Origin of the sequence: Marinobacter sp. (assembly GCF_048269445.1) — a bacterium.
Classification (GTDB): domain Bacteria; phylum Pseudomonadota; class Gammaproteobacteria; order Pseudomonadales; family Oleiphilaceae; genus Marinobacter.
In genome coordinates this window covers 656,430-668,751 of sequence record NZ_JBLXIQ010000001.1, presented here as the reverse complement: position 1 = coordinate 668,751, position 12,322 = coordinate 656,430, and the positions used below count along the sequence as shown (strand labels likewise).

Here is a 12,322-nt window from a genome sequence, read left to right as displayed (position 1 = left end):
GAACCACATTCACCCTTCCAACATAAAGAAAGCTGAGTGCCATGAAACTGACGATCAGCCGTGAATCCCTGCTCATCCCGCTGCAAAGCATTGCGGGCGTAGTGGAAAAGAAACAGACCATGCCCGTGCTGTCCAATGTACTGCTGGTGGCGGAGGACAATACCCTGACCCTGACCGGGACCAACATGGAGGTGGAGCTGGTTGCCCGGGTAACGCCGGTGCATGTGGATCAGCCTGGCCGTATTACCGTTCCGGCCCGCAAGTTGTCCGACATTTGCCGGGCCTTGGGCGATGAGGCACCGATGGAGCTGTCACTGGAAGGTGACCGATTGCATCTTCGGTGTGGGGCAAGCCATTTCACTCTCTCGACGTTACCGGCCGAGCACTTTCCCAATGTCGAAGACGAGGCGGAGAGTTTCCGGCTGGAACTGCCGCAAAAAGAGTTGGGTAGGATGCTGGATGCTACAGCCTTTGCCATGGCTCAGCAGGACGTTCGTTACTATCTGAACGGGTTGTTACTGGAAGTGGACAAGGATCATGTGCGGACGGTGGCCACCGACGGTCACCGGTTGGCTATGGCTCACCTGGAATTGCCGACCAATTGCCCGGAACTTCGCCAGGTGATTGTGCCCCGAAAGGGCGTGCTGGAGCTGGCCCGGTTGCTTGAAGATGTAGAAACGCCGGTCACCCTGGTGATTGGCGATAATCACCTGCGTGCGACCGTTGGCACCTATACCTTTACCTCAAAGCTGATTGAGGGCAAATTCCCGGACTATAACCGGGTAATCCCTCGCGGCGGTGACAAAGTGGTACTGGCAGATCGCGCAACGCTCAAGAACACACTTCAACGGGCGGGGATTCTGTCTCACGAGAATATTAGGGGTGTGCGGCTGAATCTGGCTCCGAACGAACTCCAGGTATTCGCCAACAATCCGGATCAGGAGCAGGCCGAGGACGCGCTGCCTGTGGAATATCAGGGCGAATCCCTGCAGATCGGTTTTAACGTAGGCTATCTGGTGGATGTGATGAACGCTCTGGATGAGGACCAGGTGAAGATGACCCTGTCCAATCCTAACAGCAGTGCGTTGATCGAAGCGCAGAACGATAGCCGTTGCCTTTACGTGGTTATGCCCATGAGGCTTTAGGAGAATGAGATTGATGAGTGCCGTAACGAATGGAATCAAAGGAGCTTTCCGGATTGGGCAAACTGTGTCGGTACTCGGGCGCACAGGGATCAATTGGGTCCGGGGAGATCGGCCTCCGACACCCAGGCTGCTGAGGCAGACATTTGAATCGCTGGGTGCGACCTATATAAAACTCGGGCAGTTTATCGCCAGTTCGCCAACGTTCTTCCCCAAAGAGTATGTGGAGGAATTCCAGAACTGCCTGGATAAGACCCCTAATCTGCCCTTTGGTGTGATCAGGAAGATCATTGCGGACGAACTCGGGCGTCCTCTGGAGGAAGTCTATGCGGACATTGATCCTGTCGCCCTGGCGTCCGCCTCCATTGCGCAGGTACATGCCGCCAGACTGGTGACTGGCGAAGACGTGGTCATCAAGGTGCAGAAGCCAGGTGTTGAGAACATTCTGCTGACGGATCTGAATTTTCTGTATTTATCTGCTCGGATTCTTGAAACGCTGGCGCCGAAACTGTCCTGGACGTCCATGTCTGGCATTGTCGAAGAAATTCAACGCACCATGATGGAGGAGTGTGACTTCATCAAGGAAGCCAATAACCTGAAGGTGTTCCGGGAATTCCTTCACGACACCCATAACGAAGATGCGGCAGTCCCCCGGGTGTTTGAAAATTGCAGTACCCGTCGAATTCTGACCATGGAGCGTTTTCATGGGGTGCCATTGACGGATCTTGAAAGTATCCGGGGCTATGCCCGGGATCCGGAGCGGACACTGATCACTGCAATGAATACCTGGTTTGCGAGCCTGACTCAGTGTGAGTTTTTCCACGCCGACGTGCATGCCGGAAACCTGATGGTGCTGAAAGACGGGCGAGTCGGGTTTATCGATTTCGGAATCGTTGGCAGGATAAAACCGGATACCTGGCAGGCGGTCAGTGATTTTATTTCTGCGGTGATGGTGGGAAATTTCGAGGGCATGGCGGATGCCATGATCCGCATTGGAATCACCCGTCAGGCTGTCCAGTCGGACGATCTCGCGGCCGATCTTCGAAGGCTCTATCAACAGATGGACAAGATGGTACCGGATGAGGTTCCGTACGAGGCCGATAAGGCCGAAGACGATGTGAATCATATCCTGATGGATATGGTGAAGATCGGGGAAAGTCACGGACTTCACTTCCCCCGGGAATTTGCCTTGTTACTGAAGCAGTTTCTGTATTTTGATCGCTATGTTCACATCCTGGCGCCGGAAATGGATGTTTTCATGGATGAGCGACTGAACATGCTTCATTGACGCGGTCGCCTTCAGGCACCGGCTTTTGTACACTAAGGCAGCGTTACTGGATCCGGTAACGCTGCCTTTTTCGTTGTGCGGATGAATTTTCGGCTCCTTCCTTTCCGCTTTGAGTTCTCTTGTCTATGGCGCTAGTTAAATTCCAGACTGAAAACTTCCGAAATCTGTCCCCGGCGCCTGTGAGCTTTTCCCCTTCCTTTAATCTCCTGTACGGAGAGAACGGCAGTGGCAAAACCAGTGTTCTGGAGGCCATTGGCTATCTGGGTCTGGGGCGGTCGTTTCGGGTAAACCGGCACCAGGCGGTTGTGCGCCACGGTGAACAGCGATTGACAGTGTTTGGCGGCCTCGATCACGGGCTGACGGACGATGTGTCACAAGGTGGTAGCGGCCTGGTGCACCGGTTGGGGATCTCCCGGGATGTGGTTCAGAAAGAAACGGCTTTGCGGGTGGATGGTGAAGGTGTCCGGAGTCTTTCCTCGCTGGCCATGCACTTACCGGTCTCAGTGATCGACCCGGGGGTTTTCGATGTTATTGCCGGTGGCCCGGGAAAACGACGGCAGTTCCTCGATTGGGCAGTGTTCCACGTGGAACCTTCCTTTGCGTCGGTGTGGCAGCAATGCCAGAGAGTGACATCACAGCGGAATCAAACGCTCAGAAATGGTAGACTAGACGAATCCTTATTGCGGGTCTGGGACCGCCAGTACGCTGCCTTGAGTGACCGGGTCAATGAAGCCCGGGTAAATACGTTTGTCCGCTTCAAGGCGGCATTCGAGGCGCTGGTCAGTGAAGTTGAAGTGCAGTGGACCGAAGGACTAAAGCTCGAGTTCTACGCCGGGTGGGATACCACTCAAGCCTTGGTGGATGTGTTGATAAGCCATCGGGAGCAGGAGCGTAAAATGGGGCACACCCTTTATGGGCCCAACCGCGCAGATATCCGGCTGAAGTTTCAGGGGCGACCCGTCTCAGAAACCTTTAGCCGGGGTCAGCAGAAAACCCTGGTGATTTTAATGAAGATTGCCCAAGGCATGGTGTTGAGCGCCATGGGCAAACAGGTGACCTTTTTGCTTGATGACATTAATGCCGAGCTGGATGAAGGGCACAGGGCCATGTTGGCCAGCAGGTTACAGGCACTACGTTGTCAGGTGTTTATTACGTCGATCGAGCGGCCTGTGGTTGGGCAGCTTTGGCCAGACGGGAAGGCACCAGAATACAGAATGTTCCACGTGGAACATGGCACATTGACGGAAGAATAAGACCGGTGCGGAACGCTACGATGCCCCGGCCTATCACGCTTCAGGAGTTACCGAATGAGCGAATCGAACTACAATTCCTCCAGTATCAAAGTCTTGAAGGGACTCGATGCGGTGCGAAAACGGCCCGGCATGTACATCGGTGATACCGATGATGGTACCGGCCTTCACCACATGGTTTTTGAATTGGTGGATAACTCCATCGATGAAGCGCTTGCGGGCCACTGCTCCGAGATCGGCGTGATCATTCATCCCGACGAATCGGTGACAGTAAAGGATAACGGTCGTGGTATCCCGGTGGACCTGCACGAAGGAGAAGGCGTCTCCGCCGCCGAAGTTATCATGACGGTTCTGCACGCCGGTGGTAAATTCGATGATAATTCCTACAAGGTCTCCGGTGGTCTGCACGGGGTCGGGGTATCGGTTGTGAATGCCCTCTCCTCTTCCCTGACACTGACAATCCGGCGTGATGGCAAGGTCTACGAGCAAACCTATACTCACGGTGTCCCCGACGCGCCGCTCGGCCCTGTTGGTGAAACCGAAGCATCCGGTACCAAGGTTCACTTCATTCCGTCACCGGAAACCTTTACCCACATCGAATTCCACTACGATATTCTGGCCAAGCGCCTGCGGGAACTTGCGTTCCTGAACAGTGGCGTGCGCATTCGTCTCACGGACGAGCGCAGCGGCAGAGAAGAGGTGTTTGAGTACGAAGGGGGTCTGCGAGCCTTTGTGGAGCATCTGAACACCAATAAAACCCCGATTAACCGGGTGTTCCATTTTAATCGTGAGCGTGAAGACGGAATTTCCGTGGAAGTGGCGATGCAGTGGAACGATGCGTTTCAGGAAAACCTCTACTGTTTTACCAACAACATCCCCCAGCGGGATGGTGGTACTCATCTGGCCGGTTTCCGTGCCGCCCTGACCCGCTCTCTTAACAATTATATCGAGCACGAAGGCCTGGGTAAGAAAGCCAAGGTCGCTACGTCTGGTGATGATGCCCGGGAAGGCCTGACCGCGATTGTCAGCGTCAAGGTGCCAGATCCGAAGTTTTCTTCCCAGACCAAAGACAAGTTGGTGTCGTCAGAAGTGAAAACGGCGGTGGAGCAGGAGCTGTATCAGAGCTTCGCGGCCTACCTTCAGGAACAGCCGAACGAGGCCCGACTAATCGTCAACAAGATGATTGAAGCGGCCAGGGCCCGTGAGGCGGCGCGCAAGGCGCGGGATATGACCCGTCGCAAGGGCGCCCTGGACATTGCTGGCCTGCCTGGAAAACTGGCGGATTGTCAGGAGAAAGATCCGGCGCTTTCAGAACTGTACATTGTGGAGGGTGACTCGGCCGGCGGCAGCGCCAAACAGGGCCGGGACCGCAAAACCCAGGCGATCCTGCCACTGAAGGGCAAGATTCTGAACGTAGAGAAAGCCCGTTTCGACAAGATGCTGTCTTCTGCGGAAGTGGGTACGCTGATTACTGCCCTGGGCTGCGGAATCGGTCGGGAAGAGTTCAATCCCGATAAGCTCCGTTATCACTCCATCATCATCATGACCGATGCGGATGTCGACGGCTCTCACATCCGTACCTTGCTGCTGACTTTCCTGTTCCGCCAGATGCGCGAAATCATCGAACGTGGCCATGTCTTTATTGCCATGCCGCCCCTGTACAAGGTAAAGCGCGGCAAGCAGGAACAGTACCTGAAGGATGAGAAAGCGAAAGAGGCCTACCTCACCCAGACGGCTCTGGAAGGCGCGCAGCTGTACGTAAACCCTGAAGCGCCGGCGATCAAGGAGTCCGCGCTGGAAACCATGGTGAAGGATTACCAGGCCGTGATGGCCATGATCAATCGACTTCGCCGGGCGTATCCCGCCAAGGTGCTGGAACAGATGCTTCAGAACATCACGCTCAAGGCAGAGCATCTGAAGGATGAGGAAACGGTGGCCCGCTGGGTCGCACGCCTGGGCGACGGCCTGGATCTCGATACCCGTACCGGTACCAAATACACCTTCTCGGTCACCAAAGATGCCGAGCGGGATCTGTACCTGCCCAAGGTCACCATTCACGTTCACGGGATTCCCCATGAGCACGTCTTCAGCCATGAGTTTTTTGAGTCGTCGTCCTACGGCGCTATTGCCCGCATGGGCGAAACCCTGGATGGCCTGATTGAAGAAGGCGCCTATATCCAGCGTGGTGAGCGCAAGCAGCCGGTACTTTCCTTCGAAGGCGCTCTGGACTGGTTGATGAAGGAAGCCCAGCGTGGCCTGAGCCTTCAGCGCTACAAGGGCCTCGGCGAAATGAACCCGGACCAGCTGTGGGAAACCACCATGGATCCGGAAACCCGTCGCATGATGAAAGTGACCATAGAAGATGCCTTTGCGGCCGACCAGATCTTTACCACCCTGATGGGTGATGATGTGGAACCGCGGCGCAACTTTATCCAGACCAACGCGCTGGAAGTAACCAACCTGGACATCTGATTCGTCAGGGTTCTGAAGGCTACAAAAAACGGCGAAGGTGATCAGACCTTCGCCGTTTTTTTTCGTCCCGAGCTTCCCGGTTATCCGCGTTTTCTACTTCCCTGACGTCGAGTCGGCGGACTTTTCCTTTTCTTTTTCAGCAAGATGCGGAGCCATCACCTCTTCCAGGGTAAACCCGGTCAGTCGACGGATGGTGCGCCACAGATAGTAAAAAATGAGCATCATCATCACCATGGAGGGAATGGCAATCATGGGATAGCTGACCAGGGTCATTTGTCCAAGTTCTTCGTTGAACGCCTGGGTGCCCGAAGGGCTGACTACGATCCACTTGGCGAGCACATAATTCATGATCGACGAAAACAGAAAGGTGCCGGCGAAAAAGTAGCTGGCTTTCAGTAACCGTTCCTCAAACTCGGCAACACAATTGTGCTCTTCCAGGGAGCGCTGAATCTTGCCAACATCCAGCACGTTCGGGTTATACAGCAGGGTCCGCACCAGCGGGTACTTCGTTCGTGTCGACACCAGCACGGCCAGCCCGATGATGGCAGGAATCGCTGCTTCCTTGATCGCCAGCCAGCCGGCATCCAGCTCCAGTAGTCCGATGCCTCCGGTAAGGCCGACACTGATCAGACCCAGTACCGCAATAAAGTTCTTCTTGTGGTACCTAACCAGCTCGAACAGCCCCCAGCCCAGGGGAAAGGCGAGTCCGATCAGCAAGGCATTGACGCTGCCCAGGTGCTCATCGCCACTGAATTTCATCAGGATTACCGAAGGAATGATGATACTGACCAGCAGATCGACCCAGGGCCTTGGCTTGTGGTCCGGAACGTTGGAGGAATTCGCAGAGGTCATGGTTTAGCCTGGTTGGTGAAACAGCGGCAGACCGAACGGCACTGCCGGAGAACTCACCGCAGTATACGACGAATCCGAAGGCTTGCGTAGGCGCACAAAAAAGCCGGGCCCTTGAGCCCGGCTTGGATCTTCACAGAAAGTTTGAAGGGTTTTACGCCCCAACTTCCTTCAGGCTCTCTTCCACAATCGCGAGCCCTTCTTCCAGCACATCGTCTTCGATGGTCACCGGCATCAGGAACCGCAAGGTGTTGCCGTACATACCGCAGCTCAGCAGAATCAGGCCCTTTTCTTTTGCCTTCTTGGTAACGGCTGCGGCCAGTTCCGGCTTGGGCGTGTGGCTGGATTTGCTTTCTACCAGCTCAAACGCCGCCATGGGGCCGAGGTTGCGGACGTTATCCACATGCTCAAACTTCTCCTGCCACTGGCTGAAGCGTTTGTTCAGCTTCTCGCCGAGCGCCTGGGCCTTGCCAAGGATATCCTCCTCCTTGAACACATCGAAAACCGCCAGAGCCGCCGCGCAGGCGGTCGGGCTGCCGGTGTAGGTGCCGCCCAGAGAGTTCGGGCCAGAGGCATCCATGTGCTTGTCGGTGCCCACGATCGCGGAAATGGGCATGCCATCGGCCATACTCTTGGCCATGGTTATCAGGTCCGGCTCAATACCACTGTGCTCAATGGCAAACATCTTGCCGGTCCGGCCAAAGCCGCTCTGAACTTCGTCGACAATCATCAGGATGTTGTTTTCATCGCAGATCTTGCGAATTTCCTTCAGGAAACTGGCTGGAGCTGCGTAAAAACCGCCCTCACCCAGGACCGGCTCGATCACGATGGCCGCGGTAATGTTGGCCGGCGAGTCCGCTTTCATGGTCATCTTAAGACCACGAAGTGCTTCGTCTTCGCTGACGCCGTGATACGGCACGGGGTATGGCGCGCGGAAAACCGTACCTGGCATTGGACCGAAATCCGTCTGGTAGGGCGCCGCCTTGCCGTTCATGGCCATGGTGTAAAAAGTCCGGCCGTGATAACCGCCATCAAAGCAGATCACGTTGGTTTTGCCAGTCGCGGCCCGCGCGATCTTCATTGCGTTCTCCAGGGCTTCCGCACCGGAGTTGGCCAGCATGACCTTGGCGTGGCCCTTGACCGGTGCCACTTCGCTGAGCTTCTGTGCCAGTTTTACATAGCCCTCATAGGGCATGACCGTCTGGCAGGTGTGCATCAGCTTGTCCAGCTGCGCCTTGACCGCTTCAACCACTTTCGGGTGGCGATGGCCGATGTTGAGTACACCGATGCCGCCGGCAAAATCGATCATGCGTTTGCCGTCTGCATCCCACAGCTCCGCATTGGTTGCGTGGTCGGCAAACTGTTCATTGGGACTTGCCGCGCCCGCTGCAACGTAGCGTTCTTTGAGTGCCTGCAATTCTTTATTGCTCACTTTGCCATTCTCCCTGGGTTCAGGTTAAAAAGTTTCACCTACCAGTGTAAGTAGTACCGTGGCAGGAAACAAACCGACTATTGTCGCTCTCAGGCGGCGTTCTCCCGGAACTGCAGTTTTGCCAGCCGCTGATAGAGACTATTATGGCTCATTAATTCGTCATGGGTACCCACGGCCAGCAGGCGGCCCTGATCGAGAACGGCGATACGATCAGCGTCTCTGACCGTGGCCAGTCGATGGGCAATCACCAGCGTGGTGCGCCCGGTTGTGAGTGCCGGCATGGCCTGTTGAATGAGATTTTCGCTTTCTGCATCCAGCGCGCTGGTGGCTTCGTCCAGCAGCAGAATCGGGGCGTCTGCCAGCAAGGCCCGGGCGATGGCAAGCCGCTGCTTCTGCCCGCCTGATAACCCGAGGCCGGCATCCCCCAGAGCGGTCTCGTACCCTTTCGGCAGGCTCTGGATAAAGTCATGGGCGTGGGCAATCCGCGCGGCCTGTTCAACATCGGCCTGGCTCGCATCCGGACGGGCATAGCGGATGTTGTCCGCCACCGTGCCATGAAACAGTGCCGGGTTCTGGGGCACCAGGGCAAAACACCGGCGCAAGGAGTCCAGAGACAGCTCACCGGTATCCATCCCGTCAATCAGGATCCGGCCCTGGTCGGGCTGGTAAAAATGCAGCAACAGATCGAACAGGGTGGATTTGCCCGCGCCAGACGGGCCCACCAGTGCCAGGGTTTCCCCGGCTGTCACCGCCAGCGAAAAGTCAGTGAGCGCAGGCTGCTCCGAACGCCCCGGGTAGCTGAAGCCCAGATGCTCAATGCGGATCTCCCCTCTGATGGGCTCCGGAAGGGATTGGCCCGGACTCTCCCGAACAAATTCCGGCTCGGTTTGCAGCAACTCGAACAGCCGCGCCGCCGAGCCCGCGGCTCTCTGAAGCTCACCAATCACCTCACTGATGGCGCCCGCGGCGACCCCCACCAGCAAACTGTAGAACACAAAGGCCGCCAGTTCACCCGGACTGATTCGACCGTGTATAACATCCAGCCCGCCAATCCAGATCACAATGCCGACGGCCCCCATCACCAGCGAAATGGCCAGCGTGGTCAGCCAGGCTCGTTGCCGGATCCGGGCCCGGGCTATGTCGAAGGCCTTCTCTGACACCTCGGCGAAAAACCGGCGGTCATGGGGCTGGTGATTGAACGCCTGGACGGTCTTAATCTGGGTCAGATTTTCACCCACGTAACTGCCGACATCGGCCACTCGGTCCTGGCTCAGCCGAGACAGTTGTCGTACCCGCCGGCCGAAAAACAGGATCGGCGCGATCACCAGGGGAAAACCCAGCAGGATAATGCTGGCCAGCTTGGCGTTGGTGATAAACAACAGCAGTAAGCCCCCTATCAGCATCAGCGCGTTTCGCAGGGCAATGGACACGGTGGAGCCAATCACCGACTGAAGCACCGTGGTATCGGCGGTAAACCGGGACTGGATCTCCAGCGCCCGGTTCTGTTCAAAGAAGCCGGGATGCAGGTCAATCAGGTGGTTGAAGACCTTTTTGCGGATATCCGCCACCACCCGCTCCCCGATCCAGGACACCAGGTAGAACCGGGCGAACGACCCGAACGCCAGCCCAAGTACCAACACAAAAAACAGGCCAATGGCCTTCGCCAGATTCTCGGGAGATTCCGTGGCTAATCCCTGATCCACCAGAATCCGTAATCCCTGGCCAAGACCCAGAGTAATGCCGGCCGTGAAAATCAGCGCCACCAGAGCACCGGCGACGGCGCGGCGGTAGGGGCTGATGAATCCAACAACCAGTTTCAGGGCTTTGCGGTGACGGATGTTAATGGTATGCCTCCTGGATACGCGGTGCTGTAGACTCTGGCATCAATACAGTTTGTACTTGTAACAAGACCTATCATACATCCGGGTAGAGCGCGCGTGGGTGGTTGGGTCTTCCGGGACACGCTGTAAATACGTCCCTGTACGCTCGTCAAAAGCCATCCATGGCTTTTGACGGTCCCGGAAGACCCAACCACCCACGCGCGCTCCCCAACCTTGGAGTTATTCTCAACAGTGAGAGCCTACGCCGATAACGACTATCCCGCTGACCACAAACCAGACTGGAAGCTGATCGCTGGCCTTTGGCCCTATCTCGCCGAATTCAGGGGGCGTGTGCTGCTGGCTTTAGGCTTTCTGATTCTGGCCAAGCTGGCAACAGTCGCCACACCCCTAGCCCTCAAGTACATCGTGGACTATCTGGACCAGACCCGTGCCGAGGACATGCTGTTATGGATTCCGGTAGTGCTAGTGGTGGCCTATGGTTCCCTGCGCTTCGGGGCAACCCTGTTTAACGAGCTGAGGGATGCAGTGTTTGCCCGGGTGGCGGAGCGGGCCATGCGGCGGGTGTCGTTGCGGATTTTTGAGCATCTGCACCAGCGGGAGCTGGGTTTTCACCTGGACCGGAAAACCGGCGGTCTGGCCCGGGATATCGAGCGGGGCACTAACGGCATCAGCTTTTTGCTGCGGTTTACCCTGTTCAATATCGTTCCTACCCTTCTGGAAATCCTGATGGTCGCCGGCATCCTGTTTGTCGCCTTCAACGTGGGGTATGTGGTGGCCATACTGGTGGCTGTGGTGGTTTATGTGGTCTTTTCCATCAAGATCACCGAGTGGCGTACCAAATTCGTGCGGGAAGCCAATGCCCGGGATAACCAGTCCAACTCGCGGGCGATAGACAGTCTGCTTAATTATGAAACCGTAAAATACTTCAACAATGAACGCTATGAAGCGCAGTTATACGACGTCGATCTGGAGGACTGGGAACAGGCCCGCCTGAAAAACCGGTTGTCCCTGGCGGCCCTGAACTCGGGCCAGGCGCTGATAATCGGCCTGGCCATGATCGTGATTATGGCCATGGCGGTCCGGGAAGTGGCCAGTGGTGAAATCACCCTGGGTGACTTCACCATGATCAACGCCTACCTGCTGCAATTGTTCATTCCCCTGAACGCCCTGGGGTTTGTCTACCGGGAAATCCGCCAGGCGCTGGTGAATGTCGAGCGCCTGTTCAAGCTGCTCGGGGACGAGCCGGCCATCCAGGATGCACCAGACGCCAAGGCACTGGCTGTGGATAACGCTGAGGTTCGCTTTGAACACATCCACTTTGCCTATCGCCCGGACCGCCCGATTATTCAGGATGTGAACTTTACCATTCCGGCCGGCCATACGGTGGCGGTGGTGGGCGCCAGTGGTGCCGGCAAATCCACTCTCGCCCGCCTGCTCTTCCGTTTCTACGATGTGGACAGCGGTACGATCTGCATTGATGGTCAGGATATCCGGCAGGTCACCCAGGACAGTCTGCGATCGGCCATTGGCGTGGTGCCCCAGGATACGGTTCTGTTCAATGACACCCTTTACCGAAACCTGGCCTACGGCAAGCCCCAGGCCTCAGAGGAAGAGGTATACCGGGCAGCCCGTCTGGCCCATCTGGAAGATTTCATCCAAAGCCTGCCGGACGGCTATGAAACCAGAGTGGGCGAGCGTGGTTTGAAATTGTCGGGTGGCGAGAAACAACGGGTGGCCATTGCCCGGGTGATTCTCAAGAACCCGCCGTTGCTGATTCTGGATGAGGCCACTTCCTCTCTGGATTCGCTGTCGGAACAGGCGATTCTGGGTGCCCTGAAGGAAGTCAGCCAGCAACGCACGACCCTGGTGATTGCCCACCGCCTGTCCACCGTCCGTGACGCCAACACCATTCTGGTGATGGATGGCGGCCGGATTGTGGAAAGCGGCAGCCATGACCAGTTGCTGGCTGCCGGTGGCCACTACGCCCATCTTTGGGAGCAGCAGCACCGGAGTGGCGAACAGTAAGGGGAGGGCCCCTTCCAAAACAC

8 protein-coding genes are annotated in these 12,322 nt (G+C 56.6%); 5 read left to right on the top strand and 3 right to left on the bottom strand.

Annotation, left to right across the window (positions count from 1 at the left end; all coding sequences use genetic code 11):
• Positions 1 to 41 precede the first annotated feature (41 nt).
• The 4 genes from dnaN (at position 42) to gyrB (ending at position 6,152) form a co-directional block, all read left to right on the top strand.
• On the top strand, positions 42 to 1,145 hold the full coding sequence (dnaN, locus tag ACN0XM_RS03050; protein WP_417565441.1) for a DNA polymerase III subunit beta: 1,104 nt from the start codon (positions 42 to 44) through the stop codon (positions 1,143 to 1,145).
• 13 nt (positions 1,146 to 1,158) lie between these two features.
• Complete coding sequence (locus ACN0XM_RS03045) at positions 1,159 to 2,430, top strand: ABC1 kinase family protein (RefSeq protein ID WP_417565440.1); 1,272 nt, start codon at positions 1,159 to 1,161, stop codon at positions 2,428 to 2,430.
• Between the two features lie 125 nt (positions 2,431 to 2,555).
• A complete protein-coding gene (gene recF, locus ACN0XM_RS03040) occupies positions 2,556 to 3,683 on the top strand; it encodes a DNA replication/repair protein RecF (RefSeq protein WP_417565439.1) in 1,128 nt (375 codons plus the stop codon).
• Positions 3,684 to 3,737: 54 nt separating this feature from the next.
• On the top strand, positions 3,738 to 6,152 hold the full coding sequence (gene gyrB / locus ACN0XM_RS03035; RefSeq protein WP_417565438.1) for a DNA topoisomerase (ATP-hydrolyzing) subunit B: 2,415 nt from the start codon (positions 3,738 to 3,740) through the stop codon (positions 6,150 to 6,152).
• Between the two features lie 93 nt (positions 6,153 to 6,245).
• Here gyrB and ACN0XM_RS03030 read toward each other — a convergent pair whose 3' ends face one another.
• The 3 genes from ACN0XM_RS03030 to ACN0XM_RS03020 form a co-directional block, all read right to left on the bottom strand.
• Entirely contained in the window at positions 6,246 to 7,004 is a 759-nt protein-coding gene (locus ACN0XM_RS03030) for a VC0807 family protein (protein WP_417565437.1), read from the bottom strand.
• Positions 7,005 to 7,155: 151 nt separating this feature from the next.
• Complete coding sequence (gabT, locus tag ACN0XM_RS03025; RefSeq protein ID WP_417565436.1) at positions 7,156 to 8,433, bottom strand: 4-aminobutyrate--2-oxoglutarate transaminase; 1,278 nt, start codon at positions 8,431 to 8,433, stop codon at positions 7,156 to 7,158.
• 89 nt (positions 8,434 to 8,522) lie between these two features.
• Positions 8,523 to 10,253, bottom strand: a complete 1,731-nt coding sequence (locus tag ACN0XM_RS03020) for an ABC transporter transmembrane domain-containing protein (protein ID WP_417565510.1) — start codon at positions 10,251 to 10,253, stop codon at positions 8,523 to 8,525.
• Positions 10,254 to 10,505: 252 nt separating this feature from the next.
• Here ACN0XM_RS03020 and ACN0XM_RS03015 point away from each other — a divergent pair, with 252 nt between their 5' ends.
• Complete coding sequence (locus ACN0XM_RS03015; RefSeq protein WP_417565435.1) at positions 10,506 to 12,299, top strand: ABCB family ABC transporter ATP-binding protein/permease; 1,794 nt, start codon at positions 10,506 to 10,508, stop codon at positions 12,297 to 12,299.
• The last annotated feature ends 23 nt before the right edge of the window (positions 12,300 to 12,322 follow it).

Coding starts and splice junctions, on each gene's coding strand:
- recF (WP_417565439.1), top strand. CDS start 2,556: ATGGCGCTAGTTAAATTCCAGACTGAAAACTTCCGAAATCTGTCCCCG.
- ACN0XM_RS03030 (WP_417565437.1), bottom strand. CDS start 7,004: ATGACCTCTGCGAATTCCTCCAACGTTCCGGACCACAAGCCAAGGCCC.
- ACN0XM_RS03045 (WP_417565440.1), top strand. CDS start 1,159: ATGAGTGCCGTAACGAATGGAATCAAAGGAGCTTTCCGGATTGGGCAA.
- gyrB (WP_417565438.1), top strand. CDS start 3,738: ATGAGCGAATCGAACTACAATTCCTCCAGTATCAAAGTCTTGAAGGGA.
- dnaN (WP_417565441.1), top strand. CDS start 42: ATGAAACTGACGATCAGCCGTGAATCCCTGCTCATCCCGCTGCAAAGC.